Genomic DNA, 26,327 nt, shown 5'->3' on the forward strand with positions numbered 1-26,327 from the left:
CCCGCTTTTGTTTGATCACACCAGCTCGAAGGCTGTCGCTTTTCCGAAGATGCACGTGAAGTGGCAAATCCTTGCCACCCGAGGTTTTCCCAGTACAAACGTACTAGTGATGAGGATCACGGGGAACATTGTGGAGATTGCACTTTGCAATATTTGCAAAAGGGGTGACTACCCCCGCGCAAAACTTAAAAACCCAAATCCGTTGACGGACCCATGCCCGATGAAGCAATGTGTGAAGCACGCCACCGGAACACAGGTTGTGGATCACTCACCATGATGTGGGGGATTCGCATCACACAGTGTGCAGGGCGGCACCTCTACCGAATGCGCCTTACAGCAGCACCAAGAAGGAAGTGACTCTTAGATGTCAAACGTTGGAACGCCACGTACCGCACAGGAAATCCAGCAGGATTGGGACACCAACCCACGCTGGAACGGAATCACCCGCGACTACACCGCTGAGCAGGTAGCTGAGCTCCAGGGCAGCGTCGTCGAGGAGCACACCCTCGCAAAGCGCGGCGCCGAGATCCTGTGGGATGCAGTTTCCGCAGAGGGCGACGACTACATCAACGCACTGGGCGCCCTTACCGGTAACCAGGCTGTCCAGCAGGTCCGTGCCGGCCTGAAGGCTGTCTACCTCTCCGGCTGGCAGGTCGCAGGTGACGCCAACCTCGCCGGTCACACCTACCCCGACCAGTCCCTGTACCCGGCGAACTCCGTCCCGAACGTTGTCCGTCGCATCAACAACGCACTGCTGCGCGCCGATGAGATCGCACGCGTCGAGGGTGACACCTCCGTCGACAACTGGCTCGTCCCGATCGTCGCCGACGGCGAGGCCGGCTTCGGCGGCGCCCTCAACGTCTACGAGCTCCAGAAGGGCATGATCACCGCTGGTGCCGCAGGCACCCACTGGGAGGATCAGCTCGCTTCCGAGAAGAAGTGTGGCCACCTCGGTGGCAAGGTCCTCATCCCGACCCAGCAGCACATCCGCACCCTGAACTCCGCCCGCCTGGCAGCTGACGTGGCCAACACCCCGACCGTCGTCATCGCCCGCACCGACGCAGAGGCCGCCACCCTGATCACCTCTGATGTTGATGAGCGCGACCGCCCATTCATCACCGGCGAGCGCACCGCCGAGGGCTACTACCACGTCAAGCCGGGTCTCGAGCCCTGCATCGCACGTGCGAAGTCCTACGCTCCCTACGCAGACATGATCTGGATGGAGACCGGCACCCCTGACCTCGAGCTGGCCAAGAAGTTCGCCGAGGGCGTCCGCAGCGAGTTCCCGGACCAGCTGCTGTCCTACAACTGCTCCCCGTCCTTCAACTGGTCTGCACACCTCGAGGCCGACGAGATCGCCAAGTTCCAGAAGGAACTGGGTGCCATGGGCTTCAAGTTCCAGTTCATCACCCTGGCTGGCTTCCACTCCCTCAACTACGGTATGTTCGACCTGGCATACGGCTACGCCCGTGAAGGCATGCCCGCCTTCGTCGACCTGCAGAACCGTGAGTTCAAGGCAGCTGAGGAGCGCGGCTTCACCGCCGTCAAGCACCAGCGTGAGGTCGGCGCCGGCTACTTCGACACCATCGCCACCACCGTTGACCCGAACTCCTCCACCACCGCGCTGAAGGGTTCCACCGAGGAAGGCCAGTTCCACTAGGAACCACCTGATGCGGTGCCGTATGGCCTGACGGCACCGCCCCTCCCTTTGCACTCCAGTACTCCTTTGTGCACATCGGCCATCTCCACACCGCGCGCCCCGCCACCTCCTCGCAGGCGGGGCGCGCGGTGTTTCCATTTTCCCCGGCCGGGGAGCTTGTCGACGCCTCCCCCACCCGGACCGCCCTCCCCGTATGAGGTGGTGCGGGCAGTGGCGTCAGTCAGGATACCGGGACAGGGAGCCCCATAGGGTTTCACACAGGATCTCCTGGGGAACAGGTTTGAGACCCCATGCCTCAACACCGACATCCACCTGGCCCCGGCCGGTGACCGGGAATGTGGAGTGGAGATGCCCGTGGATCAGATGGGGAACAGTCAGACGCAGATCGTCATACCGGGAGGACATCCCCACATGGTCCTGTCCGGGGCGCGGGAAATGGCTCAGATAGACGTCCTCGCCGTCCCACCTCATCTTCTGGAAGGCCTGCACGGAGTCGAAGACCTCCAGGAAGCGCCGCTGGCGTTTGTAGGCGTTTCTGAAGAGCGGGTGGCAGGAATCATGATTTCCGGGGACCAGGTGCTTGACGATGCCGGGCAGGTGTTCGTCGATAAGCCCCAACGCCCGCTCCTCCGCCTCGGAGCGTCCACTGGACAGGTCCCCGAGCACCCAGAGGGTATCCCCCGGGCGCACCGCTGCCGTGAGGTTGTCAAGGATCACCCCATCATGGTCATCCGTGGTGGGAAAACCGCGCAGCTCGGCGAGAAAGCGGTGCCCCAGGTGGAGGTCGGAGGTGAACCACGTCGTAGCCATGCGGCCAGTCTAGCCATCCCGGTCACAGGCGTTGATACACAAAGGGGCGGGGACACCATGATGGTGTCCCCGCCCACGTCTGTCTGGCGTATACGACTATGCTGCCATGTCGCCCCGGTTGAGGGCGATGAAGTCAAGGAGACCGCCATCGACGGTTCCCGCCATGTTCTGGAGGGCGGCGGTGGCCTCCCGCTCGATGAAGATCTTGCTGAACACGGTGATCTTGGCATCACGGTTGGCAGCGATGGAATCGAGAACCCTGTCGACGAGATGAGGCTCGACGAGGCCGTCGAAGCGTGCATGCAGGTCCTCGCGGACGCTCCACAGCGGATCGGCCTTGATCGCGCGGAGTGCGGTGGTCTTGGTAGCCATTGTCGTTATCCTTTCTTCGTCCGAGGGAGTTCACTTTCCAACCCCCGGCTGTTTACCTAACGTTAACTTTAGTTCACCTAAGAGCAATATACAAGAACCCAATATGAACTGTCAGCGGGTTTGAGGTGGACTTTTCCCCGACCACCCCCACCCTATCGGCTGTTCGAAAATAATTATTCAGGTGGACGCATCCACAAACATGCAGCTCAGGCCCCCTTTATTCGGGTGAAGTGATGTGCTCCTCACTAAAACAAAGTAAGGTGATCACCATCACCCCCGGGCGTGAATAATACCGGCTGAACGCGGGTTTCAACCCACACCCGGGGCGTGGGATCTAAGCTGGCTGGCAGTACATCAGAACGCCAGTCGAGACCTTTTGAGTGACAGGAGATGGTATGCACGCCTTCGAAACCACCATCGACCGCATCCGCCGGGAACAGGACCCCTCCTCCCGTGGTCGGGTGGAGCAGTTCATCGTGGAGGTTGTCCGCAGCCTGCCCAACCTGACCACCAAACAGGCGGCATCCCTGTCCATCCAGTTGCTGGAGGCCCTCCAGTTCGCAGACTCGTCGGGGAGCCCGTCGACAAGCTCCCCCATCATGCAGGCCCAGGACTTCAACGCGCTCGCCGAGATGGCTACCGACTTGGAGGTGCGCAGCGACGCAGAATGGCGCTCCTTCGGCTTCCACCCCGTGGAGACCGCACACCCCCTCATGGTGGCCATCCCCCAGATCGAGATCTTCTATCTGCGCTCTGATGTCGCCTCCGAGGATCCGGAGGCCACCGTCCCCGATTTCCAGGAGAACCAGGCCCTGTGGCGCAACCGCCTGGGATCGGCAACGGAGGACACACTGATCTATAAGGAGTTCACCGGTCCGGGCAATGCGGAACGCGCGGTCCAGATGCTGGGCAACCTGTGGAAGAACGGCATCGTGGTCACCCGCAACACCCGCAGCAAGCTCGGTTTCTGCGATGTGGTGAACACCCCCGAACCCGGTGACAAACCCTTCCCCCTCATGGATGAGAAGACCTGCTGGTACCACATCCAGATCTCCGAGGAACTCGGGGAGAACCAGGTACCGGAGATCATCAGGTGCGTAGCCGAGATCTTCACCGGGTACCATCCACAGTTCTGGGACGGCGATCCCGTCCCCTCCGGCAAACTGCGTATCCAGGAATCTGAGGCCGCAACCTACATCGCACTCGCCCGTCTCGGACTCCCCGACCGCACCGGCAACACCGCCTGGTCCAACAGCTACATCTCAACCCATCCGCTGTCACCGGCCTTCCGGTGGGATGTGGTCCTCGAGGCCTCACACCAGGTGGAGAACCTGCTGCGCGGCGATACAGTGGCGGTCACCGCCTACGGCGAGGACACCGCGGGCTGACCTTATCGTTCCTCCTCTTATATATAAGGAGAGGAACCGTACCCGGTTACCGTCCACCAACCAATCGACAGACGTTTTCATCATCTGTTCACCCAGATCACACAGAGCGCTTACCTGGGACACCTACCGTTCGGGGGTCCGAGGAAAATATGGCCCCCGGAATACCACCCGGGGGCATGTTGTGAAAGTAGCGCGAACGTGAAAAAGCGTCCCCTGATCGCCTTGTCCATGGCCACCGCCATGGCTTTTACCACCCTGACCCCGCTCTCACCGGTGCCGGCCGCGGCCCAGCCTGTCGATGTGGCCTCCCCAGTGATCATCAATGAGGTGGAGTCCAATGGCGACGCGGTGGGTGACTGGATTGAGCTGGTCAACACCGGTGGGGTGGCCGTGGACATCTCCGGCTGGTCCTTCGTCGATGACGATCCCGACCACACCCCACAGGTGATCCCCGCCGGCACCGTCCTGCAGCCGGGTGCCCACATCTCCTTCTACACGGATCTCGACCCCGTCAACGGGTTCGGCCTGGGTGGTAATGATTCAGTCACCCTCTTCGATGCAGACGGCAACCAGGTCGATTTCACCCAGTGGTCCGGACATGCCGCCACCACCTGGGGCCGGATCCCCGACATGACCGGCCGATTCGCCGTCACCGGACACCCCACCCGTAACGCCGCCAACACCGCCGCCACCGCGGAGGGCGTGCATCCGATCATCCTCAGTGAGATCGAGTCCAATGGTGATCCCGTCGGTGACTGGATTGAGCTGTACAACACCGACACCGTCAACTCCTACGACATCTCCGGATGGTCATTCGTGGACAATGATCCAACCCATGCCCCGTTCTACATCCCGGAGGGCACCATCGTGGAATCCGGTGGGTACATCTCCTTCTACACCGAGGAGACCGGCGGCTTCGGCCTCGGTGCCAATGACTCCGTAACCCTCTTCGACGCGGAGGGACGCATCGTCGAGCACTTCGGCTGGAACGGGCATGCGGAGACCACCTGGGGCCGTTTCCCCGGGCAGGACCCCGAGTGGGCGGTCACCGGTGAACCCACCCGAAACGGCATCAATATTCCCACCGGTGAGCGCGAGGAGATCACCAACGCCCAGCTGCCGTTCCACACCATCCCGGTGACCGACCTGGAGCTCGGCGAGTCCTTCGTCGTAGAGGACATGTCTGGGGTGGAGTTCAACGCGGACGGTCGCGCATGGGTGGTCAACAATGATGCGGGTGATATCTACGCCCTCGACCATGATGTGGACACCGACACCTACACCCCGGCCGGCCACTGGCAGGTCACCTACCCGGAGGGCACCGGCACCCCGGACGGTGAGGGCATCACCGTCACTGCCGACGGTTCCATCTACCTGGCCACCGAACGCAACAACGACGACAAGACCACCTCCCGCCCCTCCGTCCTGCGTTTCGACGCCCCGACCGGCACCTCCGGGCTGCTCACCGCCACCCACGAGTGGAACCTCTCCGACTTCACCGGACCCATCGGTGCCAACTCCGGCCTGGAAACCATCACCCACCTGGAGGGCTCCATCTTCGCCGTCGGCGTCGAGGGCACCGGCGAGGTCATCGTCGTGGATCTCGACGCCGATACCCCCGTCCACCTGCAGACCTTCCAGTCCGAATTCCAGGGGGTCATGGCCATGGATTATAACGCCACCACCCGCCAGCTCCATGTCCTGTGTGATGAGGTCTGCGAGGGGGCCTCGCAGTTCCTCACCTGGAACGGCACCCAACTGGAGTCCACGGATGACAACATCTACGCCCGTCCCGCCAACCTGGGCAACTTCGCCAACGAGGGTTATGCCTCCTACACTGCGGAGGGTGAGTGCACCGACGGTGTGAAGAACACCTATGTCAACCACCTGTGGGCCGATGACTCCGTCTCTGACGGCATCAGCCTGCGTTCCGCGCAGGAGATCGTGGATACGGCCGAGTGCCGGACCGACGGGGCGCCGGTTGATGAGGACCGCGCACCTGTTGGCTCCGCGACGGGTTCCTCCACCGGTTCTGCCACCGGTTCTACCACCGGTTTCGCCGCAGGAAGCGCCCTGGGTTCGCTGACCACCGGCGCGCTCGGCGTCCTGGGCATCTTCGGTGTGCTGGGAGGAATCATCCAGCAGCTTCTCGCTGCGTTTCCCGCACTGAAGGCATACATCCGCTTCTGATACAGAGCTGACACACTGGGTAATGCCCCGGGCTCCCACACTCAACCGTGGAGGCCCGGGGCATTATCCATTGCTACCGGCAATACCGGTCTTAAAGAAAACCCTCAGGATCACCTCAGGAGAGACGGGTGAACGATCGCCGCGCAGCCCAGCCCTCCCCTACCGGACTGACGTCCCCTCCGGGGTGGGTAAAGAAGTTACCTTCTTATATTTAGGGATAAAGATGAGTAAAAGGGCCCTATTCTAAGAATAAGGCCCTTACGCTACATAACTTGAGAGAACTCTTAGAAATATGAGCTTCCCCCACCCAAGTTTACCAGTTGGGAGCACCCTTACTGTTCACTGCGTTGGCGGGCTCCCACAGCCCACGGAAGACAACCATGTAGGCGCCATTGGACTGCTGCGCGATGCCGATACCGGCGTGGGTGATGCGCCTGTCCAGCAGATTGTCATTGTGGGCGGGAGAGGTCTTCCAGACAGCGACAGCCTGTTCGAGAGAGCCCGCATAGGCGACATTCTCGAAGAAGTTAGCCCCGGTGGGATGCGCCGGTCCACGACCCTGATCGACGAGGTACTGGGCCCACTGAGCTGCACCGTTGGCAAATCCGGTATCGTAGGAGATCGACCTGATGCCCTTCTCGGCACGGTAGTCGTTGATCAGACCGAGGACGTAGGCCTCATCGGAGGAGATGGGGGCAGGCTCCGCATACGGGACACCCGCGACTGGCGGTGTCATCTCCCTGATGACGCTGGTGCCCATTCCGGATGAGCTGAAGGCATGTGCCGGGGCCATGACGGCCCCCTGGATTGCGGTGGCCGCGATGAGGGTGGTCGCAGCGAAAGCGCCGAGTTTCTTGGCGGTGGAGGGGAACATTCTCTTCTCCTGTTCGGTTTATATCCTGAGAGTTTCTCCTTAACACTTTTAAGCATAAGTTGAGTTTGAGATAAGTAAAAGGGCGCAAACCTTTATAAACCGGGTGGATTAAGCTGAGGAAATGCATTTACCCAGCTAGACCCGTGTTTATTTACCTCTCATGTTGCAATGAGATTATTATCACATGTACTACCATTTGCAGATTTGGTCGAGATGGTATCTACAACAAAACTGAGTCCGGACCCTTCACAGAGAGGGATCCGGACTCAGTTTTTATTAAGCAAATCTGCTGGCAGTCAGCGTGCCCGGGGACTAGCCGGTGCCCACCAACCCCATGATGGTGGGCAGCCAGAGGGAGATCTGCGGAATGAATACCACCAGAAACAGTGCGACGAGGATGGCAGCGAGGAATGGCCACAGGCGTCCGATGACCGTCTCCACCCGCAGACCCGCAACCTGAGAACCGACGAAGAGCACATTGCCCACGGGTGGGGTAATCACGCCAAGCGACAGGTTCATCACCACCATGGCGCCGAAATGCACCGGGTCCACGCCCAGTTCCGTCACCACCGGCAGGAAGATCGGCACGAAGATGAGGATCGCCGGGGTCGGGTCCATGACCGTGCCGATGAGCAGGAGGATGACCATCATGATGAGCAGGATGACCACCTTCGAGTCGGACACCGCCAGTAGCGCATCGGAGATCATCTGCGGGATGCGGGCGAACGCCATGACCCAGGACAGTGCCGAGGACACCGCGATCAGCATCATCACGATCGAGGTGGTGCGGGTCGCCTTGAGCAGGATATCCGGCAGGTCCTGCACCCGGATGGCACGGTAGGCGAAACCGAGGACCAGACAGTAGACCACCGCGATGGCGGCTGATTCGGTCGGGGTGAACCAGCCGAGGAGGATACCACCGACCACGATGAAGATCATCAACAGGGAGGGGGCGGCACGCCAGATGATCAGCAGTGCCTGGGCGAGACTCGGACGATCAACGGCCCGCCTGTAGTTCTCCCTGCGTGCCAGCAGTGTACCCACGATCGCCACCGCCAGCAGCCACAGCAGTCCCGGCCCGACACCTGCCATGAACAAGGCCGCAATCGAGGTGGAGGACACCAGGGAGTAGACGATGAAGGTGTTGGACGGCGGGATGAGCATGCCGGCCGGGGCGGAGGCGACGTTGACCGCGGCCGAGTACGGCCGGGAATAACCCTCCTCCCGCATCCGCGGGGTCATGACCGTACCCACGGCTGAAGCAGCGGCCACAGCCGCACCGGAGACTGCACCGAACATGCCGTTGGCGGCGATGTTGGTGTTGGCCAGGGAGGCCGGCATGCGACCGACGAGCACCTTGGCCGCGTCGATAAGCCTGGTGGCGATGCCACCGGAGTTCATCAGGGACCCGGCCAGCACGAAGAAGGGGATGGCCAGGAGGGTGAAGGAGTTGGTGCCGGTGAACATCCGCTGGGTGACAGCCTGGGCGGCGTTCTCCGGACCGAGCACGGCCATGGCCGCGAACAATGATGGCAGGCCGATGGCGATGGCCACCGGGACGGACGCGATGATGAGCACCACGATGCCGATCAGCAGGATCAGGGCGGCAACAAGAGCTGGGGACAACATCAGGAGTCCCTCCTCTCAGGGGAGATGACATCGGGGTGCGCGGGGTCATGCCCCTCGAGCTGTTCCATGTGGATGGGCTCCTCCCCCTCGTCAATCTCCGGGTAGGCGGGCTCACGACCGGTGGCCACGGCGATGAGATCAACCACAGCGAAGAAGGCGATGAAGACACCGGCGATCGGGATGATCACATAGACCCATCCCAGGGTCAGCGGTAGCGCGGTCATCTGCTGATTCCAGGCGATGGAGGCAGCCAGGTAACCACCCCAGATCATGGCGAGCACCGCGAATACGAGGATGACCACCTGCACGATGACCTGCAGGATGCGCTGGACTGGGACGGGAAGTTTGCGGGCGAGGAAGTCCACGGCGATGTGACCACGTTCTCCGAAGAGGAAGGCGGAGCCGGCGAACGCGAGCCACACGAACAGGATCTTGGACAGTTCCTCCGACCACGTGGAGGGACTGTGGACTACCTGGCGGGTGAACACCTGCCACACGGTCACACACACCAGCACGGCGAAGAGGATGACACTGACCGCACCGAGGATTCTGGTGATGGTGGCTTTCAGGGCGGTCATGGTGCCTCCTCCCCGGTGTCGGCGGCGCGCACAGCCTCGAAGAGGTCACGCTGGAAGTCGCTGGTGAGGAATTCATCGCGGATGGGGGCGAGCGCCTCAGCGAAGGCCTGTTCATCCACCTGGACGAATTCCACCCCGGCGGCCCCGGCGCGCTCGAAGGCGGCCTCGGTCTGGGTGTTCCACAGCTCAGTGTGTTCGGTCATCGCAGCATCCCACTCTGAGAGAAAAAGCTCCCGGTCTGCCGCGTCCATGGCCTCGAGCAGATCGTGGCGCATGACCATGTAGTCCAGGCCCACGAGGTGCTCGGTGTTGCTGTGGAAGGGGGCCACCTCGTGGTGGTTCTGGGTGACGTAGCCGACCTCGTTGTTCTCCGCGCCGTCGAGGACACCGGACTGCATCGCGGTATAGACCTCGCCGTAGGACAGTGGTGTGGCGGAGCCACCCATGAGCTCGATCATGCGGATGTGCATGGCCGATTCCTGGACGCGGATCTTCTTTCCGGACAGGTCAGCGGGGGTCACCACCGCCCCATCGGTGGTGTAGAGGTTGCGGGTGCCCTGGGTGAAACCACCGATGACGGAGATGTTGTCGGATTCGGCGAGGGACTGGAACAGCGGTTCCATGAGGTCCTGGTCACGGATGACGCTCATCTGGTGGTCGATGGAACTGAAGGTGGTGGGCATGTTGAGAACCTGGAAGTCCTTGTTCATGTTCTCCAGCTGGGTGCCGGACACGATGGCCATCTCGATGGCACCGGATTTCACAAACTGGAGGACCTCCTGCTGGGAGCCGAGCTGTTCATTCGGGAACACCTCGATCTTCCAGCGACCGTCCGTGGCTTCTTCGAAACGGGTGGAAAGATTATCCAGGGCAATGTAGCTGGGGTGGGTCTCAGCCTGATTCAGTGCCAGTTTGATGTAGGTGGTTTTCCCCTCATCACCAACTGACTCCAGGTCGAGGCCACCAAGGTCGGCGCAGGACGACAGTCCGAGACTGGCTATCGCCAGCAGGCTGACCAGTGCGGGAGCGCGGGTTCGCATAGGTGCTTCTCCAAATCGTTCGGGGATGTTGGGGAGAAGACCGGGGGTGCACACCGCGTCGATCACGATCGAGGCATGGTGTCCCTGTCCCGCCACAACATATGACCGCATGGACCAATGGCTCCGTCGGGGCGCGTCGCCGCCTCGGTGACGCGCCCAGAAACAGAAATGGAATGACCATTGATTAGGAGAAGGTTAACAGAGGGGAAACCGAATCAATACAGCACCCACCCCAATTCAGGGTTAGATGTGATCATTCTTCATGTCGTTGGTGTCCGGAATGCTTGTCGACGACCCACGCAGCACACACCGGCGGAAACAAAAAAGCTCCCCGACATTCCCCGTGCGCAGGCACGGGCGTCGAGAAGCTCTCCTGGTGGGCGCTTAACCCTCGTCGGTGGACAGCGCCGCGACGAAGGCCTCCTGCGGAACCTCCACGGAACCGATGTTCTTCATGCGCTTCTTACCGGCCTTCTGCTTCTCCAGGAGCTTGCGCTTACGGGAGATATCACCGCCGTAACACTTGGCTAGAACATCCTTGCGCAGCGCGCGGATATTCTCACGTGCGATGATCCTGGAACCGACGGCCGCCTGGATGGGCACCTCGAACTGCTGGCGGGGAATCAGCGACTTCAGCTTCACCGTCATCTTGTTGCCATACCACTGCGCATTGTCACGGTGGACGATGGCGGAGAACGCATCCACCGGCTCACCCTGCAGCAGGATGTCCACCTTGACCAGATCCGCCTCCTGCTCACCGGCCTCCTCGTAGTTGAGTGAGGCATAACCCTTGGTGCGGGACTTGAGCATGTCGAAGAAGTCGAAGATGATCTCACCGAGCGGCATGATGTAGCGCAGCTCCACGCGGTCCTCGGACAGGTAGTCCATGCCACCCATCTGACCACGCTTGGCCTGACACAGTTCCATCGTCGGGCCGACGAACTCACTCGGCACGATGATGGTCACCTTGACGATCGGCTCATAGATCTCACGGAGCTTGCCACCCGGCCAGTCGGATGGATTGTGCACGCGGTGCTCCTGGCCAGCCTCATCGACCACCCGGTAGTTCACCGACGGTGCCGTGGAGATCAGATCCAGGTCGAATTCGCGCTCCAGGCGGTCGCGGGTGATCTCCATGTGCAGCAGGCCCAGGAAGCCACAACGGAAACCGAAGCCCAGTGCCACGGAGGTCTCCGGCTCGTAGGTCAGGGAGGCGTCGTTGAGCTGCAGCTTCTCCAGCGCGTCACGCAGATCGGGGAAATCCGCCTGGGAGACCGGGAACAGACCGGAGTACACCATCGGTGTCGGCTCCTGGTACCCCTGGAGTGGCTCCTCTGCACCGTTGTGCGCCCAGGTGACGGTGTCACCGACCTTGGACTGGCGGACGTCCTTGACACCCGTGATCAGATAACCGACCTCGCCCGGGCCCAGCCCCTCACACTTCTTCGGGGTCGGGCTGACGATGCCGATCTCCAGTAGTTCATGGGTGGCACCGGTGGACATCATCTTGATCTTCTGGCGCGGGGTGAGCCTGCCCTCCATCACACGGATGTAGGTCACCACACCACGGTAGGTGTCGTAGACGGAATCGAAGATCATGGCACGAGCCGGGGCATCCTCAGAGGGGCCGGGGGATGGAGCAGGGATGAGCTCCACGACCTTGTCCAACAGCTCCGGCACCCCCACACCGGTCTTGCCGGAGACCCGCAGGACATCCTCCGGCTCGCAGCCTACGATGTTGGCGATCTCCAGGGCGTACTTATCCGGGTCTGCCGCCGGCAGGTCGATCTTGTTGAGGACGGGGATGATCTCAAGATCATTCTCCATGGCCAGATACAGGTTGGCCAGGGTCTGGGCCTCAATGCCCTGGGCGGCATCCACCAGGAGGATCGCACCCTCACAGGCCTCAAGCGCGCGGGAGACCTCATAGGTGAAGTCGACGTGGCCGGGGGTGTCGATCATCTGCATGACGATCTCCTGGCCCTCGTATTCACCACTGCGGGGGATCCAGGGCAGGCGGACGTTCTGCGCCTTGATGGTGATACCGCGCTCACGCTCGATATCCATGTTGTCCAGGTACTGCGCACGCATGTCACGAGCATCCACAACATTCGAGAGCTGGAGGATACGGTCGGCGAGCGTCGACTTTCCGTGGTCAATGTGGGCGATGATGCAGAAGTTACGAATCCTGGATGGGTCCGTAAAAGTCTTTTCTGCAAATTTCTCTGCCATATGCGTCAGGGGTCCCTTCGATTAAATAACGTCCCATACTCTACCTGAGGGTTGGCCTGCTGTTAAACAACGTCTGAACAACTCCAGAATACGCCCCTTCCTGCGAAAACAGAGGCCCCCGGCAGTAAGGGCAGTGAGATGGAGTGAAAATATCCGGTCCCACCGGCAAGCGCACACAAACCACCCCCGTGTGATGTAACACATACGGCAGCCTTGCGATATTTCTTCTGAAATCCCACAATGGGTGGCGGGTTTTGGCAATTTGTTATATACCGCTCACCCCCCCCGAGCACAGGTACGAAGATCAGGTGACATATGAGCTCCCCGCGCGCACGCGATTCCGATGGCGATGACCCCCGGGATGGTGAGCCTGGCCTGCTCACACGCCTGTTCAGGTTCATCCTCCACCCACAGAAAACCAAGGTGGACGAGAGTCTGGCCATCATCCGGGATGGGCTGGGGATCGAGGAGAACCGGGACCACTCCGCGGACCCCGACCAGAACAAGCTGAGCACCATGATCGGGCCCCAGGCCGCCCCCGTCCAGACGGAGATCAATGTCCTGCCCACCGAGTCCATGGCCCGGGCCCTGTTCTACGCCCCAGACATGGATGGCCAGGCCGACCCCGGCGAGGTGGTGTGGATCTGGGCCCCCTCCGACGGCCCCGGTTCCCCACCCCGCGAACGCGCCATGGTAGTCGTCGGTCGCACCCGCAACACGATCCTCGGGTTGCTGATCTCCTCCAACCCTGAACACCGGGGGGATGATGACTGGATCGATATCGGTGCCGGAGGGTGGGATACCCGGGGGCGTCAGAGCTGGGTCAGGCTCGATCGCATCCTCGAGGTGTCCGAGCTGGGCATCCGCCGTCAGGGCGTGGTGATCCCGCGGGGTCGTTTCGAACGCATCGCCAACCGCCTGCGCAATGAGTTCAGCTGGGCCTGAGGCCCCGGGACAGTTACCACCGTCGGTTTTTGCGGTTTCAACCCACTGGGTGATAACCTTTTAGGCTGTTGTCCATTTCCGGAACAACATGTGCATGCATGCGGGCAGGACCTTGGGTTCGCAGCTGGGCATGTCGAACATCCCCTGAGTCAAGTGGGTGTGGGAGAAGGGTCCGGACCTGGGTTTGTACACAACTTTAATCAGAAAGTTCAAGAGGTAGTCCGATGGCAAACATCAAGTCTCAGATCAAGCGTAACAAGACCAACGAGAAGGCTCGCCTGCGCAACCAGGCCATCCGCTCCGCAGTCCGCACCGAGATCCGTAAGTTCCACGCTGCAATCGACGGTGGCGACAAGGCTGCAGCTGAGTCCCAGCTGCGCGTTGCTTCCCGTGCATTGGACAAGGCTGTCACCAAGGGTGTCTTCCACCGCAACAACGCGGCCAACAAGAAGTCCTCCCTGGCACGTGCATTCAACAAGCTCGGCTAATTCACGCCAGGCAGTCAACAACCCAGACCGGTGTCCGCACCGGCCTGGGTTTTTGTTTTCCCGCGGTCGGCCCGTGCTGGCGGCCCGTGCTGGCGGCCAGCGGTCGGCCCGCGGGGGTGCCCTACCCCAGGAGCAGCTGGGATGCACCCTCATAGATGAGGGTGAGACCAACCGCGATGAACACCACCGCCGCCACCCCGTCGAAGACGGGGCCGGCCCGCAGCACCGCCTTGCGGATCCTCTCGGTGGAGACGATCACGCACATGAAGGTGAACACCACCCAGGTCTGCACCAAGATCGCGATGATGATGGTCAGGGCAACCGCCAACGAGGGGTTCGCCGGCATCAACGGGGCCAGGATGGCCGCGAAGTACATGATCACCTTGGGGTTGGACAGGTTGGTGGCCATCCCCTGCCGGTACGCCTGCCCCGGGGTGCCCAGTGCAGCCACCGCATCGGGGATGGGGCGGGTGGCGGAATTGAAGCGGAAGGCCCGGGCGTCGAGAAGCTCCCTGACCGCTCCCCGCCCCATCCGGTACCCCATCCAGGTCAGGTAGCCACCGCCGACCAGCTGGATGACGCCGAGGATGTCGGGGTAGGTGGTGAGCAGGGTGGCCGCACCCACCACCGTGAGGGTCACCCAGACGGTCAGACCGGTGACAATACCGGTCACCCCCATGATCGCGTGGATCCGTGACCGGGTGGCCAGACGCAGGAGGAAGAACGTGTCGGGACCCGGGGACAGACTGCCCACGATATTGAGCAGAATCAGGGTTCCGAGTGCAGCCCAGTCCACTGGGTTATGACTCGAAGCGGGCTACGAGATCCTCACGGCCGAACATCCGGGCGGTGTCGATGGCGTTGGGGGTTCCCCAGGTCGGATCGGCACCGGCGGCCAGGAGGCGGTCGATGATCTCATCCTCCTTCTTGAAGATCGCCCCGGCCAGCGGGGACTGCTGGCGGTTGTTGAGCTTGTTCACATTGGCGCGGTGTTTGATCAACACCTCCAGCACGTCCGCGTTGCCGGCGTATGCGGCCAGCATGACCAGGGAGTTGCCGTCCTGGTTGCTCAGGTTGGGGTCCAGTCCGTTCTGGAGGTAGGCATCCAGTGCCTGGGCGGCCTCCTCGCCACCCTGGCGGGCATAACCGAACAGGCGGTTGACCAGTTCCTGGACATCATCGGGCAATTGTGATTCCGTCATGGAAGGACATCCTACTCTGCGGGCAGCAGGCCGGTGGAGCGGGCATGAGTCGGCGTCGATAAGCACCCCGCCCGCCACCCGCCTGCCGGTGTGCCTACTTGCGCGCCAGCTCCGCGACCCGGCGCACGGCGAACTCGATGGCGAACTCCGGATCACCACCCTGCCCCTTGACCGCGGCATCGAGCTCCGCCATGAGGATGACCGCCTCGCTGACGGATTCCCCGGACCAGGTGCGGGCCTGCTTGGCCACCTTCTCCACCACGAACGGTGGCACGCCGAGGACACCGGCCAGCCGCCCCGAATCGATCCGCCCGCGGGTGGAGTACAGCCGCGCGATCTGTCCCACCTTCATGCTCAGGGCTGCGGACAGGGCCGCCGGTTTCACCCCGAGTTGGAGTGCCCGGCGCGTGCTGGCCACCGCCTTGGACACCTGTCCGGCACAGGCCAGGTCCGCCACGTCGAAACCGGACACCTCGGCCACGCCCCGGTAGTAGGTCCGGATCTTCTCCACGGTGACGTTGCCGTCGGTATCGGACACCAGCTGCGCCACCGCGGAGGCGAGTTCACGGAGGTCGGAGCCAACCCCCTCCAGCAGGGAGTGGACCACGTCGGGGGTGACCTTCGCCCCGTGGTTGCGGAACTCCTGCATCACCCAGGCGGGCAGTTCGCGGTCTTTGAGTTTCGCCGCCTCGTGCACCACGGCGATCTTCTTCAGTTTGGGCACCATCTGTTTGGTGCGGCCCCCACCGGAGTGGATGATGATCATGTGGATACCCGGCGCGGGATCGATCGCCGCTTTGAGCACGAGGTTCGCCGGTTCCTGGCCGGCCTGGTCCATGTGGGTGAGCACCACGACGCGGTCCTCCCCGAACAGCGACGGTGACAGCAGATCCAGGAGCTCCCCCTCGGAGACCTCCCCGGCGCGCATCACCGTCACCGGCAGGGCCTCCCCCTCCGGGGATGCCTCCCTGATCTGGGCGGTGATGTTCAAGCGTGCGCGTTCGGCCAGGTATTCATCATCCCCGATGATGAGATGAACCAGTGGTACAGGTGGGGTCAATGCTGGGGTCACGGGATCCATCGTGCCACACCTGATCGTCAGAACCGGCCGTCGGCTGCGTGCTGGGAACCGTCGGTGTGCAGGGTCACCTCCCCGTCGCGGTTGGGGTACATCACCGGTATCCCCTCCCGGGTCGCGGTGGGCCGGTCCGCGGGTGCCCCGTCCGGGTCGGTGACGATGATCAACCCCGTCCCCGGGGGCACGGTCCCAGGGAGCTTGTCGACGACCACGTACCCGACGTCTGCCGGGTCCACCCGCGGTGGCAGGCGGCCACCGTACCAGTGGAACGCCAACAACACGGTGAACAGCACCGCCATCACCCTGGCCAGGCCGCGATGGATACCCACGATGATCCAGCAGCAGGCGGTGACCACCCACAATGTGCCCAGCAGTCCCTCACCTGTGCCGACGGTAGAGATGGGCAACCCCTGGCAGACGGACCCGACCTGGTGGATCCACCAGGTGAACGGTTCGCAGATCCTCAAGGCCAGCACCTCCAGGCCACCGGGGGCCAGGGTGAGGACCACCGCGATCAGCCCCACCACCGTCACCGGGGCGACCGCCGGGGCCACCAGCACATTGGCCAGCACCGCCACGAGGGACACCTGACCCGCCATCACCGCGATGACCGGCATGGTCACCACATCGGCGGCCACCGCCACCGCCACCGCACGCACCAGGATATCCGGCCACCCCGTTCTGGCCAGGACCCGGTAGAGCAGCGGAAAGAGCATGACGATCCCGGCGGTGGCCACCACCGACAGGATGAATCCGTACTGCACCGCCAGGTCCGGGTCCCACAGCAGCAGACCGATCACCGCCAGACACAGTCCGTGGACCGGTTCCATGCGCCGGGAGTTCAGCACCGCGAGCAGACCCACCATCCCGGTCACCGCGGCGCGCAGCACGCTGGGTTCGGTGCCCACCAGGGACACGAACACCACCAGTGCGATGGCCGCACCCGCCAGTTGGATGCGGGGGCCGATGGTGAGCAACGCCAACACCACCATCACCGAGGTGGTGGTGATGGAGACATTCGACCCGCTCACCGCCGACAGGTGCGATAATCCGGTGTCGATGTAGATCTGTTCCTCGACTGTGTCCTGCAGGCGGGTGTCCCCCAGCACCATGCCGGGTAGTAATCCCTGGGAGGATGGTCCGACCGTGGCCAGCACAGATTCCTGGAACGCGTCCCGGACCTGGTTGACCCAGCTGGCGTATCCGGTGGCCTCCTCGACCACCTCCAGCTGATCCGCGGTGACGAGCACCGTACCCACACCTGGCCGGTCACTGTCCCTGATGTGTCCCTCCACCACCACCTGGGCGGAGTGCGGTACTGCGTGGTCCCCGCGTAGTAGGACCGGAATCAGCGCGGGGTAGCCCTCCACCTTCAGCCGGAGGATCGCCAGGTCACTCTCCAGTTGTTTGAACGATCCCACCGTCCCGATCAGTGGGTCGGGGAAGACAAACCGCTCCGCCTGGCCGACCCGCATCCGGGCCACCAACATGGTCGCCATCCCCACCGCCACCGTGGTCACCGCCTGGCCGGGTTGTCTCAGCATCACTGCCCCCACGAGCACGGCTGTCACCAGCAGCGTTGCCACCATCAGCCCCCGGGTGAGGATCACAGAGAACACCACCGCCCAGGCCAGCCCCGCTGCGGGCAACAGGCGCAGTTCCCTCACAGGGTCACCGCCCCGGAGATCTGGGCGAATTTCGACGGACCGATCCCCTTAACCTCCAGCAGATCATCCACCGCGGAGAACCCACCGTTGGCCTCCCGGTGCTGGATGATCGCCTGGGCGGTCTTCTCCCCCACCCCGGGCAGCGTCTGCAGCTCCGCGGCGGTGGCGGTGTTCAGGGAGATCAGACCACCCTCCCCCGTCCCGCCACCGGTGATGCCTGTCATTCCCGGTGTTCCGCCCGGGTCCTGCACCCCGGGACTTCCTGCTGCGGCGGGTGGTTCCGTCCCCTGCGCCACCACCACGATCTGCACCCCGTCCTCCAGCACCTGCGCCAGGTTGAGGGTGGTCAGTTCCGCATCAGGAAAAGCACCTGCGGCGGCGAGGGCATCAGCAACCCGGGCACCGGAGGGCAGTGTGACCAGACCCGGGCGGGCGACATGCCCGATCACCGACACCACGATCCCCACATCCGCCTCGGAGGCCGTGGTGGTGATCGAGGGCTGTGCCAGGGCAGTCACCGTCACCGGGTCGGGGGTGTCATCCTGCAACAGATACACCCCTCCCATCCCGACTGCGGCGACCGCCGCCACGAGGACGGCATGGCGCAGCGAGATGGTGAATCTGGGGGTGGGATACTCCACGTCCAACAGATCCTCCGTCCCGGTCGGACGGGTCAGGTCCTTCAACCTGGCTGCGATATCGGGCTTCATAACCGCTGACGATAAAGCGCCGGCTCCCGGTGGCCAAGCCGCAGGGTGCCCCACCTGTGGATAACACTGACCCTGAACCCCGTGCTGTGGATAAGTCCTGTGGTGTCTTACCTGTCCCTGCGGATATTCGTACACTGGCAGACACCACCCGAGTCATGACGAAGAGCACCAACAGATCCCCCGGTCACCTTGAGTCGGGAGAACCGGGATCAGACACGAAGGAGCACATCATGAAAACCACACCCCTGTTCACCGGGCCCCTGCCCCGGGCAGTGATCGCCACCCTGGCAGCCACCGGACTGTTCGCCCTCAGCGCGTGCGCCTCGGAGGAGGACACACAGAACAACGGGACGACCACGGACACCACCACCGAGACCGCCCTCGAGACCACCACAGCCACCACCGCCGGAGGGGACACCGGTGCAGATACGGGTGCAGACACCGGGTCGGAACCAGACCTGACCGCGGCCGTCACCACCGCCGAGGGCGCCGAGGTCGGCACCGCGGAATTCAGGGAGCAGGACGGGGCCGTGAGCATCACCGTCGGATTCAATGACATGGAACCCGGTTTCTACGGCCTGCACATCCACCAGATCGGGGTGTGTGAAACCGACAGCGCCGCCCCGGACAACCCGGACAACACCGGTGATTTCCTGTCCGCCGGAAGCCACCTGGGGGCCGGGGAGTCAGATCACCCGGATCACCCCGGGGATCTCCCGCAGCTGCTGGTGAAGAACGACGGCACTGCCGTCATGACCGTTGAAACCGACCGGTTCACCCTGGCCGACCTGGAGGACGATGACGGATCCGCCCTGATGATCCACTCCGATGCGGACAACTTCGCGAACATCCCGGAGCGTTACTCCCCCGACGGGGCGGATGAGGACACGCTGGGCACCGGTGATGCGGGCAGCCGACTGGCCTGTGGTGTCATCGGTTAAACCCAATGCCGTTAAGTTAGTGGGTGTAGTGTTGTGCTATGCCTCGACATGGACGGACACAACCTGATACTGATCGTCGGTTATCGGATTTAATCTCGGTGGGCCTGCTCACCCGGGTGTTTCCGGCCGATGTCGTGGACGAGGTCGTCGCGCAGGCCGGTCGTACCCAGCAACGATCCCGCATCCTGCCCTCCCGGGTAATGGTGTATTACACCATCACAATGGCTTTGAACTCCGATGGATCCTATGAGGATATCTACGCCGATCTCACCGATGGACTGTCCTGGGCCTGCAGGTGGGAGGAACAGGCAGTACCTGCTCCGTCACGCTCCGCGATTTTCCAGGCCAGGGTCAGGCTGGGACATGAACCGATGGCAGCGTTGTTTGCCCGTGTTGCCCAACCATTGGCCCGGCCGGGGTGGGAGGGGGCCTGGCTGGCGGGCAAACGCCTGTTGGCTGTTGATGGCACCACCTTGGATGTCCCGGATACGCCAGCCAATGTCGAGCATTTCGGGCGTCCCGGCACCGGACGTGGTCAGGCCGGGTACCCGCAGGCCCGTGTCGTGGCGATCGCGGAATGTGGATCACATGCGATCCTGGACGCGGTCATCGGCGGGCTGGGCACCGGGGAAACGACCCTGGCTGATGAACTGATCGACCGGCTGGATCCAGGCTCAGTACTGGTCGCTGATCGGGGGTTTTATAGTTTCCACCGGTGGGCTACCGCCCAGGACCGTGGTGCGGATCTGGTGTGGCGGATCCGGAACAATGTGAAACCACACCATGTGCGAACCCTGGAGGATGGAACATGGTTGGCCACGATTACCCCGAGCAGTGGGCCGGGGTGGCGGCAGGTTGCCCCAAGGATGGTGCGGGTGGTGGACTACCACATCGATACCGGTGACGATGAGGCTGGCATTGTCGACCAGCAGCATCGGTTGTTGACCACCTTGTTGGATCCTGATGAGGTGTCGGTGGAGGATCTGATCGCGGCGTATCACGCCCGGTGGGAGATCGAGAACACTTTCGATGAGTTGAAAACCCATCAGCGTGGACGAGAAAGGGTGTTGCGGTCAAAGTCCCCGGAGTTGGTGCGTCAGGAGATCTGGGGGCATCTGTGCTGCCACTACGCGATCAGGACACTGATGGCTGATGCGGCCACTGCCAGTGAGCACCCTCCGGTGCGGGTGTCATTTGTTAAGGCCTTGAAGCTTACCCGTCGTTCGGTGATCCAGGGCTCTTTTCCCCCCTGACGACCCGCACACCGCCCGAAGTTTATGGGATCGGGCAGTGTCTTGGCTGGCCAGGTACCTCAACCCACCGCGACGAAGGCGGAAGAATCCGCGGGTGATTAAACGAAAGATGTCGAAATGGCCGGTGAAACGATCCCATCATTGTGGTCGGCCACTCGGCCCAGTGGTCACCGTCATCCCACCACTAACTTAACGGTATTGCGGTTAAACCCCGTAAACCCCGCGCGCAGTGGGCGACGGGCCCTTAACCGTCAGCCCGCTCATCAGCGAACACACACGACACCGCGATCGCGCCGGGCCCGGCGTGGACCGCGAGCGTGGGGTCGAGTTCCATCATCATGAAGCTGGACCCCTCCGGGAGGGCGTCGGTGAGCATGGTCTCCAGTGATTTCGCCGTCTCGCGGGCCTGGTTCTGGGAGATGGCCACAAACACCGGTTCACCATCTGCCCGGTTCTGGGCGAGTTCCACGAGTTTGGCGAATGCCTTGGACTGGGTGCGGGTCTTGGCCGCAATCTCCAGACGGCCGTTGTTCACCCGCATGATGGGCCGGTTGGCCAGGGCGGTGGACATCACGGCGGTGGCAGTGGAGATCCGTCCCGAGCGGCGCAGCTCATCAATGCGGTGCAGGTACACCCAGGTCTCGGAGCGGTGGAGGGTGTCCACGGCGATGTCATAGCACTCCTCCAGGGAGGCCCCATCGCGGGCCAGTCTCGCCGCGGCCATGGCGGCGGCCCCCACAGCCATGCCGAGGGAACCGGTATCCACGACCCGGACGGCACCATCGACGAACACCGCTGACGCGGCCACCGCCGCCGACCAGGTGGAGGACAGTTCCTTGGAGATGTGCAGGGCCAGCACCCCCTGGTCCCCACCGCGTTCGAGCTGGCGGGCGTAGGCGGCGGCCAGTTCCAGGGAGGACAACCCCGAGGTGGTGCGTTCCTCACCGTTTTGCATCAGGTGCAGGTCGAGGACGGTGATGTCCAGTTCATCCGCGACCGTGTCCGGCAGACACGCTGATGAATCCGTAATGACGCGAACTGCCATGGCACTCAACTTCCCTCTTCATTCGGATTGACCTGCATCCCCCACCCCTGCGTTCCTAGGTGGTGGTGACGCCCATATTCCATCCGTCAAGATACCACTGGGCGTTACCCACATTATTACGGTCAAACACCGGACCCGGGGTCTTCACGGCGGAATTCTTCAGGTCATCCTCCGGGTTCTCACTGCCCGGGTAATAGCGCGGACGGGCGGTCAGCTGCGCCCAGCAGGTGTTACCCAGGCCGGAGAACATCGGATACTGGTGGAAATCCAGGTCGAGAAGGTTGGAGGTCAATGCGTTGATGGTGCCACCGTGGGCGACGAGCAGGACGGTGCTGTTGTCCCACTCGGTGAGGTCGACCATGAGCTCGTCGACAAGCTGCCTGGCCCGGCGGGCCACCTCGATGCGGGACTCGCCACCCGGCGGTGCCCACTGGGGGTCGTGGCGCCATTTCGCACGCGCACCGGGATAGTGGAGATCCACCTCCTGGTGTGTTTTCGCCTGCCACTCACCCAGGTGGGTTTCACGCAGGCGACGGTCGGTGGAGACCTCGGCGTCGATAAGCCTGGCCACCGCGAGCGCGGTGTTGTGGGCGCGGGAGAGATCGGAGCTGATCAGGCGGACAATCTTCTGCCTGGCGAGGACACGGGCGACATCCTCCGCCTGCCGGCGACCGACCTCGGACAGTTCCGTGTCCAACTGACCCTGCATGCGGGAGGTCGCGTTGTATTCGGTCTGTCCGTGGCGAAGCAGAATCAGGCGTCGCGTCATGATGGTCCTCTCGTACCTGCTGGTGGCCGGGTGTGGGCGTGGTCTGGCAGTCGTCTGGCGGTGGCCTAGTCGTCCTCGAAATCGGGCTCGTACTCTGCCGGGACCGGTGGCAGGTCATCAATGGAATCCACGGTGCGGATATCCGCCTCATCCGACCAGGACGCCGGACGCTGCATGGTCTCCAGGCCCTCAACCTCGATGAGCGGGCAATCCCGGTAGAGACGGTCCAGACCATAGAACTCACGCTCGGCGTGACGCTGGACGTGGATGATGAGCACACCGTAGTCGAGCAGCACCCAACGGTTCTCACGGTTGCCCTCACGACGCTTCGGCTCGAAACCGGCGTCGGTCATCTCGGCTTCGATCTCCTCGACGATAGCCGCCACCTGACGCTCCGTATCAGCGGAGGCGAGAACGAACACATCGGTGATCGCGAGCAGGTCGGAGACATCGAGGACGGCAATGTCCTCGGCCTTCTTCTCATCGGCTGCCTGGGCCGCGATGGTGGCCAGGCGAATTGACTCATTAGTTGCAGACACAAAAATCCTTAAAACTGCTGTCGTAGTCCCACCCCGAACAGGGAGAACCGACACTCAGGTATCCTCCCGAGCGTCAACCCCTCCCAGTTTTCCACGAACCGGGCGGTTTCACCTACTTTGGGGGTTGAGTTGACGGTCGTCCCGCCAGCGTGCTTGTCATGACGCTTGTCGACGCCCACCCGGGCGCGCGTCCCCAGCCTAGCTGCCGGGGTGCGCCTGGTACATCCCACGCTTGGCTATGTACTGCACCACCCCGTCCGGCACCAGGTACCACACCGGTCGCCCCTCGGCCGCCCGCTGACGACAATCCGTCGAGGAGATCGCCATGGCCGGAATATCCACCAGTGAGATGCGGTCCTTGTGTACCTCCGGGATGATATCGTCATCCAGTTCATACCCCGGCCGGGTGACACCCACGAAATGTGCCAGGCCGAACATGCTCTCCCAGTCCCGCCACGTGACGATCTGCGCCAGCGCATCCGCGCCGGTGATGAAGAACAGATCAGCATCCGGGTATTGGCTGCGCATGTCCCTGAGGGTATCCACCGTGTAGGTGCCACCCCCACGGTCGATATCCACACGGGAGACATGGAACCGCGGGTTGGAGGCGGTGGCGATCACCGTCATCAGATACCGGTCCTCCGCAGGGCTGACCACCCGGTCGGCCTTCTGCCACGGCTGGCCGGTGGGCACATAGATCACCATGTCCAGGCCGAACCGGTTGGCCACCTCCGACCCCGCCACCAGGTGACCATGGTGAATCGGGTCGAAGGTACCACCCATGATGCCGATTTTCCGGCGTGTATTTGCCTCGGGAGCAGTCATATCAGGGAAGTATATCCACAGCGGTTCCGGTGGGGTCGACACCATCGGAGATGTGGATGGCGTCGCTGATCCACCCGGCCACCGTGGACAGCACCTCCCCATCCCAGGACCGGGGCCTGGTGAAGTAGTGCAGGTGGATCCGCCCGGCGCGGATGTCACCCGTGCTCAACTGAGCCGAGGCGACGGAGGACCCGCCGGTGGACAACTGCTCAGCGGACCGGTCACACACGATGTCCCCGGGAAGGCAGTAGTTGATGCGGTTGGGGTGCACCAGAGGTGGTGGCACCACGGAGCTCATCAGCCCACCGGTGGTCGGCTGGTGTCCGATGACGGTGGGGTCATCGGGGTGGAGACTGGGGTTGGCGATCAACACCGAGCCGACATACTGACCCCGGTCAATCAGTTCCTGTTCCTGACCATCAATCACCAACACGCCCTGGGAGTACCCCACCAGCAGGTACTGGGATCTGCACCCGGTCTCTGCCTCGAAGCGGTCGATGGAAGTCAGCACACCTTGGCGCCCGGCGAGCAGGGAGGAACCGAAATCGATGGCGGAGGACCCCTCAGAGGACAACGGCAGTAACGCGGGGTAGTCGTTGTCGGTCAGCCCCATGACATAGACATCCTTCATCAGCGATTCACCGGTCTCCCGGACATGCTGTTGTTCCAGACGTCCGAACATCATCCGGATATTGCGTTCCTCAAACCCATTGGAGGTCCACGGCGCCTCCGGGCTGTACCGGGCCGGGCGGATCTGGGTGTTCTGCTCACTGCCCCGCGCCGCCACCACAGTCACAGCCGGGCACTCCCCGGACTGCGGCAGGTCCACGACCGATTCATAGAGATCACTCTGCAACGCGGGGTGCACCGGGATGTAATCCGGATCCAGCGGGTTGGTGATCCGCTCGAGGAACTCCTCCTCACTTTCCGGGAAGAGCCGGTCGAGGAGACTGCTGCCGGCACTGCTCAACAGTCCGGGTTCAGAGCTGACCACCAGCGGGGACGAACCGGAAGAGCCGGACGAACCGGAGGAGCCGGAGGAGCCGCTGCTGAACGCCTCAGCTGGGCTGGCCATCAGGGGGCTGAGCAGGACCAGACCTGCCAGCACGGCCGCGGCCATCTTCTTCGTCCTACACGCTCGTCGGTACATGGCGTTCAATTTATCTCACCACCCGGTGTCACGCGGGGAAACCCACCCCAGGTGCGCTGTGGTCATACCAGCCAGCTGATGAACCTATCCGTCACCTCTGTGTTGTGAGTGTCAGGATCGAGGAAATAGCGGGCGTGGGGGCTCTGACTGCCCTCATCGAGGGCCCGTTGAAACGCGGTGGGTGTGACATCGCAGGCGAAGTCATCGGGGAGGCAGTAGATCATCCGGGTGGGAGTGCGGGCGGTCTCCAGCGAGTTGGAGGGCAGTTGCCCGAATATCCCACCGGTGGCGGTGGCTCCGATGGCACCGGGGTCCCCGGGAGCCAGGTGTGCGGTGCCGAAGTAGAAGGCACCGCCCAGCTGTCCCTTCTCCGCCAGCCACTCTTCCTGCTGGGAGAGCATCGTGGCGCCGAGGGAATACCCGATGAGGATGTAGCGGGGTGCGCACCCCGTGGCGGCCTCATAGTCTTCGATGGCCAGACGCGCCCCGGGGATACCCACATCAAGGGTCCGTCTGACCCCCTCCACCATGCTGGTGACCAGCTCACCTGCCCGGGGCAGGATTTCCATGAGCCCATCGCCGTCGGTGATCTCCGGGATGTGGATATCAGCCGGGTGGTATTCCGCGCCCAGTCCCAGCACTTGGGTGTCCCGCAACAGGGATTCACCGTGCCGGTCAAGATGGCGCTGTTCCACATACTGCAGAAACGCCTGAATGTTGGGGCCCTCCCAGCCGTTGGAAACGGCGTCGGATTCCTTGCTGTACCGAACCGGGCTGGCGGCATGGTCTGCTTCATTGCCCCGCGCTGCGACGATGACCGTGGCCGGGCACTCCCCCGGGTCACTGCCCATGTCACCGGCGTGGGCCACCGGCAGTGTGACGGCAGCCAGCATGGTGGCCATCATGCCGGTGAGCGAACGAGCGGTTCTTCCCATGGGAACC

At 62.9% G+C, this 26,327-nt stretch carries 26 protein-coding genes; 8 read left to right on the forward strand and 18 right to left on the reverse strand.

Translation table 11 applies throughout. The features are described 5' to 3' along the window. Positions 1 to 364 precede the first annotated feature (364 nt). Together aceA and CE_RS15745 are read left to right on the forward strand one after the other, a co-directional pair. Complete coding sequence (gene aceA, locus CE_RS11080; RefSeq protein ID WP_006768237.1) at positions 365 to 1,660, forward strand: isocitrate lyase; 1,296 nt, start codon at positions 365 to 367, stop codon at positions 1,658 to 1,660. A gap of 68 nt (positions 1,661 to 1,728) precedes the next feature. Next, positions 1,729 to 1,857, forward strand: coding sequence for a hypothetical protein (locus CE_RS15745; RefSeq protein ID WP_006768238.1), 129 nt, complete (start codon positions 1,729 to 1,731; stop codon positions 1,855 to 1,857). 19 nt (positions 1,858 to 1,876) lie between these two features. Here the strand turns inward: CE_RS15745 and CE_RS11085 are convergent, their stop codons facing one another. Then, positions 1,877 to 2,470, reverse strand: a complete 594-nt coding sequence (locus tag CE_RS11085; RefSeq protein WP_006768239.1) for a metallophosphoesterase — start codon at positions 2,468 to 2,470, stop codon at positions 1,877 to 1,879. Between the two features lie 96 nt (positions 2,471 to 2,566). Further along, complete coding sequence (locus tag CE_RS11090) at positions 2,567 to 2,842, reverse strand: three-helix bundle dimerization domain-containing protein (RefSeq protein WP_006768240.1); 276 nt, start codon at positions 2,840 to 2,842, stop codon at positions 2,567 to 2,569. Between the two features lie 395 nt (positions 2,843 to 3,237). Here CE_RS11090 and CE_RS11095 point away from each other — a divergent pair, with 395 nt between their 5' ends. Then, positions 3,238 to 4,230: a hypothetical protein gene (locus CE_RS11095; protein WP_006768241.1), complete on the forward strand. Its 993-nt coding sequence runs from the start codon at positions 3,238 to 3,240 to the stop codon at positions 4,228 to 4,230. A 198-nt stretch (positions 4,231 to 4,428) separates the two neighbouring features. Further along, a complete protein-coding gene (locus CE_RS11100; protein ID WP_011075832.1) occupies positions 4,429 to 6,420 on the forward strand; it encodes a lamin tail domain-containing protein in 1,992 nt (663 codons plus the stop codon). Positions 6,421 to 6,733: 313 nt separating this feature from the next. Here CE_RS11100 and CE_RS11105 read toward each other — a convergent pair whose 3' ends face one another. The 5 genes from CE_RS11105 to lepA all read right to left on the reverse strand — a co-directional run bounded on the left by CE_RS11105 (position 6,734) and on the right by lepA (position 12,773). Next, the gene (locus CE_RS11105; RefSeq protein ID WP_006768243.1) at positions 6,734 to 7,294 is read right to left on the reverse strand and encodes a CAP domain-containing protein; all 561 of its coding nucleotides are present in this window, start codon (positions 7,292 to 7,294) and stop codon (positions 6,734 to 6,736) included. A 312-nt stretch (positions 7,295 to 7,606) separates the two neighbouring features. Further along, positions 7,607 to 8,923: a TRAP transporter large permease gene (locus tag CE_RS11110; RefSeq protein WP_006768244.1), complete on the reverse strand. Its 1,317-nt coding sequence runs from the start codon at positions 8,921 to 8,923 to the stop codon at positions 7,607 to 7,609. Next, positions 8,923 to 9,501 carry a TRAP transporter small permease gene (locus CE_RS11115; protein ID WP_006768245.1) on the reverse strand — a complete coding sequence of 193 codons (579 nt, stop codon included), beginning with the start codon at positions 9,499 to 9,501 and terminating at the stop codon, positions 8,923 to 8,925. Before CE_RS11115 ends, CE_RS11110 begins: the two co-directional genes overlap by 1 nt. Beyond that, complete coding sequence (locus CE_RS11120) at positions 9,498 to 10,541, reverse strand: TRAP transporter substrate-binding protein (protein WP_006768246.1); 1,044 nt, start codon at positions 10,539 to 10,541, stop codon at positions 9,498 to 9,500. Before CE_RS11120 ends, CE_RS11115 begins: the two co-directional genes overlap by 4 nt. Positions 10,542 to 10,925: 384 nt before the next feature. Further along, positions 10,926 to 12,773 (reverse strand): translation elongation factor 4, encoded by a 1,848-nt coding sequence (gene lepA, locus CE_RS11125; protein ID WP_006768248.1) that lies wholly within the window; start codon positions 12,771 to 12,773, stop codon positions 10,926 to 10,928. Between the two features lie 315 nt (positions 12,774 to 13,088). On the opposite strand from lepA, the gene CE_RS11130 reads away from it, so the two are divergent. Both CE_RS11130 and rpsT read left to right on the forward strand, forming a co-directional pair. Further along, complete coding sequence (locus CE_RS11130; RefSeq protein WP_006768249.1) at positions 13,089 to 13,718, forward strand: type II toxin-antitoxin system PemK/MazF family toxin; 630 nt, start codon at positions 13,089 to 13,091, stop codon at positions 13,716 to 13,718. A 224-nt stretch (positions 13,719 to 13,942) separates the two neighbouring features. After that, on the forward strand, positions 13,943 to 14,206 hold the full coding sequence (rpsT, locus tag CE_RS11135; RefSeq protein ID WP_006768251.1) for a 30S ribosomal protein S20: 264 nt from the start codon (positions 13,943 to 13,945) through the stop codon (positions 14,204 to 14,206). Positions 14,207 to 14,327: 121 nt separating this feature from the next. Here the strand turns inward: rpsT and CE_RS11140 are convergent, their stop codons facing one another. From CE_RS11140 to CE_RS11160, 5 genes are all read right to left on the reverse strand, one after another. Continuing rightward, on the reverse strand, positions 14,328 to 15,002 hold the full coding sequence (locus tag CE_RS11140) for a LysE family translocator (RefSeq protein WP_006768252.1): 675 nt from the start codon (positions 15,000 to 15,002) through the stop codon (positions 14,328 to 14,330). Positions 15,003 to 15,006: 4 nt separating this feature from the next. Then, positions 15,007 to 15,408: an ankyrin repeat domain-containing protein gene (locus CE_RS11145; RefSeq protein ID WP_006768253.1), complete on the reverse strand. Its 402-nt coding sequence runs from the start codon at positions 15,406 to 15,408 to the stop codon at positions 15,007 to 15,009. 94 nt (positions 15,409 to 15,502) lie between these two features. Beyond that, a complete protein-coding gene (gene holA, locus CE_RS11150) occupies positions 15,503 to 16,489 on the reverse strand; it encodes a DNA polymerase III subunit delta (RefSeq protein ID WP_006768254.1) in 987 nt (328 codons plus the stop codon). A gap of 17 nt (positions 16,490 to 16,506) precedes the next feature. Beyond that, positions 16,507 to 18,153 (reverse strand): ComEC/Rec2 family competence protein, encoded by a 1,647-nt coding sequence (locus CE_RS11155; RefSeq protein WP_006768255.1) that lies wholly within the window; start codon positions 18,151 to 18,153, stop codon positions 16,507 to 16,509. Beyond that, positions 18,150 to 18,863, reverse strand: coding sequence for a ComEA family DNA-binding protein (locus CE_RS11160; protein WP_006768256.1), 714 nt, complete (start codon positions 18,861 to 18,863; stop codon positions 18,150 to 18,152). Before CE_RS11160 ends, CE_RS11155 begins: the two co-directional genes overlap by 4 nt. A gap of 230 nt (positions 18,864 to 19,093) precedes the next feature. On the opposite strand from CE_RS11160, the gene CE_RS11165 reads away from it, so the two are divergent. Continuing rightward, a complete protein-coding gene (locus CE_RS11165; RefSeq protein ID WP_143758464.1) occupies positions 19,094 to 19,804 on the forward strand; it encodes a superoxide dismutase family protein in 711 nt (236 codons plus the stop codon). Between the two features lie 38 nt (positions 19,805 to 19,842). After that, the gene (locus CE_RS11170) at positions 19,843 to 21,057 is read left to right on the forward strand and encodes an IS4-like element ISCef4 family transposase (RefSeq protein ID WP_011074783.1); all 1,215 of its coding nucleotides are present in this window, start codon (positions 19,843 to 19,845) and stop codon (positions 21,055 to 21,057) included. Between the two features lie 244 nt (positions 21,058 to 21,301). Here CE_RS11170 and CE_RS11175 read toward each other — a convergent pair whose 3' ends face one another. The 6 genes from CE_RS11175 to CE_RS11200 all read right to left on the reverse strand — a co-directional run bounded on the left by CE_RS11175 (position 21,302) and on the right by CE_RS11200 (position 26,320). Further along, positions 21,302 to 22,102: a DegV family protein gene (locus CE_RS11175; RefSeq protein WP_006768258.1), complete on the reverse strand. Its 801-nt coding sequence runs from the start codon at positions 22,100 to 22,102 to the stop codon at positions 21,302 to 21,304. Between the two features lie 55 nt (positions 22,103 to 22,157). Then, positions 22,158 to 22,871: a histidine phosphatase family protein gene (locus tag CE_RS11180; RefSeq protein WP_006768259.1), complete on the reverse strand. Its 714-nt coding sequence runs from the start codon at positions 22,869 to 22,871 to the stop codon at positions 22,158 to 22,160. Positions 22,872 to 22,936: 65 nt separating this feature from the next. Then, the gene (gene rsfS, locus CE_RS11185) at positions 22,937 to 23,410 is read right to left on the reverse strand and encodes a ribosome silencing factor (RefSeq protein WP_006768260.1); all 474 of its coding nucleotides are present in this window, start codon (positions 23,408 to 23,410) and stop codon (positions 22,937 to 22,939) included. 198 nt (positions 23,411 to 23,608) lie between these two features. Next, positions 23,609 to 24,235 carry a nicotinate-nucleotide adenylyltransferase gene (nadD, locus tag CE_RS11190; protein WP_006768262.1) on the reverse strand — a complete coding sequence of 209 codons (627 nt, stop codon included), beginning with the start codon at positions 24,233 to 24,235 and terminating at the stop codon, positions 23,609 to 23,611. Between the two features lies 1 nt (position 24,236). Further along, positions 24,237 to 25,385 (reverse strand): cutinase family protein, encoded by a 1,149-nt coding sequence (locus tag CE_RS11195; RefSeq protein ID WP_231295036.1) that lies wholly within the window; start codon positions 25,383 to 25,385, stop codon positions 24,237 to 24,239. Positions 25,386 to 25,447: 62 nt separating this feature from the next. Further along, positions 25,448 to 26,320: a hypothetical protein gene (locus CE_RS11200; protein WP_143758465.1), complete on the reverse strand. Its 873-nt coding sequence runs from the start codon at positions 26,318 to 26,320 to the stop codon at positions 25,448 to 25,450. Positions 26,321 to 26,327 lie beyond the last annotated feature (7 nt).

Origin of the sequence: Corynebacterium efficiens YS-314, assembly GCF_000011305.1 — a bacterium.
Lineage (GTDB): Bacteria > Actinomycetota > Actinomycetes > Mycobacteriales > Mycobacteriaceae > Corynebacterium > Corynebacterium efficiens.

Excerpts from the sequence above, each read along its gene's own strand:
- aceA (WP_006768237.1), top strand. The coding sequence starts at position 365 with ATGTCAAACGTTGGAACGCCACGTACCGCACAGGAAATCCAGCAGGAT.
- CE_RS11085 (WP_006768239.1), bottom strand. The coding sequence starts at position 2,470 with ATGGCTACGACGTGGTTCACCTCCGACCTCCACCTGGGGCACCGCTTT.
- CE_RS11090 (WP_006768240.1), bottom strand. The coding sequence starts at position 2,842 with ATGGCTACCAAGACCACCGCACTCCGCGCGATCAAGGCCGATCCGCTG.
- CE_RS11095 (WP_006768241.1), top strand. The coding sequence starts at position 3,238 with ATGCACGCCTTCGAAACCACCATCGACCGCATCCGCCGGGAACAGGAC.
- CE_RS11105 (WP_006768243.1), bottom strand. The coding sequence starts at position 7,294 with ATGTTCCCCTCCACCGCCAAGAAACTCGGCGCTTTCGCTGCGACCACC.
- CE_RS11110 (WP_006768244.1), bottom strand. The coding sequence starts at position 8,923 with ATGTTGTCCCCAGCTCTTGTTGCCGCCCTGATCCTGCTGATCGGCATC.
- CE_RS11115 (WP_006768245.1), bottom strand. The coding sequence starts at position 9,501 with ATGACCGCCCTGAAAGCCACCATCACCAGAATCCTCGGTGCGGTCAGT.
- CE_RS11120 (WP_006768246.1), bottom strand. The coding sequence starts at position 10,541 with ATGCGAACCCGCGCTCCCGCACTGGTCAGCCTGCTGGCGATAGCCAGT.
- lepA (WP_006768248.1), bottom strand. The coding sequence starts at position 12,773 with ATGGCAGAGAAATTTGCAGAAAAGACTTTTACGGACCCATCCAGGATT.
- CE_RS11130 (WP_006768249.1), top strand. The coding sequence starts at position 13,089 with ATGAGCTCCCCGCGCGCACGCGATTCCGATGGCGATGACCCCCGGGAT.
- rpsT (WP_006768251.1), top strand. The coding sequence starts at position 13,943 with ATGGCAAACATCAAGTCTCAGATCAAGCGTAACAAGACCAACGAGAAG.
- CE_RS11145 (WP_006768253.1), bottom strand. The coding sequence starts at position 15,408 with ATGACGGAATCACAATTGCCCGATGATGTCCAGGAACTGGTCAACCGC.
- holA (WP_006768254.1), bottom strand. The coding sequence starts at position 16,489 with ATGGATCCCGTGACCCCAGCATTGACCCCACCTGTACCACTGGTTCAT.
- CE_RS11160 (WP_006768256.1), bottom strand. The coding sequence starts at position 18,863 with ATGAAGCCCGATATCGCAGCCAGGTTGAAGGACCTGACCCGTCCGACC.
- CE_RS11165 (WP_143758464.1), top strand. The coding sequence starts at position 19,094 with ATGAAAACCACACCCCTGTTCACCGGGCCCCTGCCCCGGGCAGTGATC.
- CE_RS11170 (WP_011074783.1), top strand. The coding sequence starts at position 19,843 with ATGCCTCGACATGGACGGACACAACCTGATACTGATCGTCGGTTATCG.
- CE_RS11175 (WP_006768258.1), bottom strand. The coding sequence starts at position 22,102 with ATGGCAGTTCGCGTCATTACGGATTCATCAGCGTGTCTGCCGGACACG.
- CE_RS11180 (WP_006768259.1), bottom strand. The coding sequence starts at position 22,871 with ATGACGCGACGCCTGATTCTGCTTCGCCACGGACAGACCGAATACAAC.
- nadD (WP_006768262.1), bottom strand. The coding sequence starts at position 24,235 with ATGACTGCTCCCGAGGCAAATACACGCCGGAAAATCGGCATCATGGGT.
- CE_RS11195 (WP_231295036.1), bottom strand. The coding sequence starts at position 25,385 with ATGTACCGACGAGCGTGTAGGACGAAGAAGATGGCCGCGGCCGTGCTG.
- CE_RS11200 (WP_143758465.1), bottom strand. The coding sequence starts at position 26,320 with ATGGGAAGAACCGCTCGTTCGCTCACCGGCATGATGGCCACCATGCTG.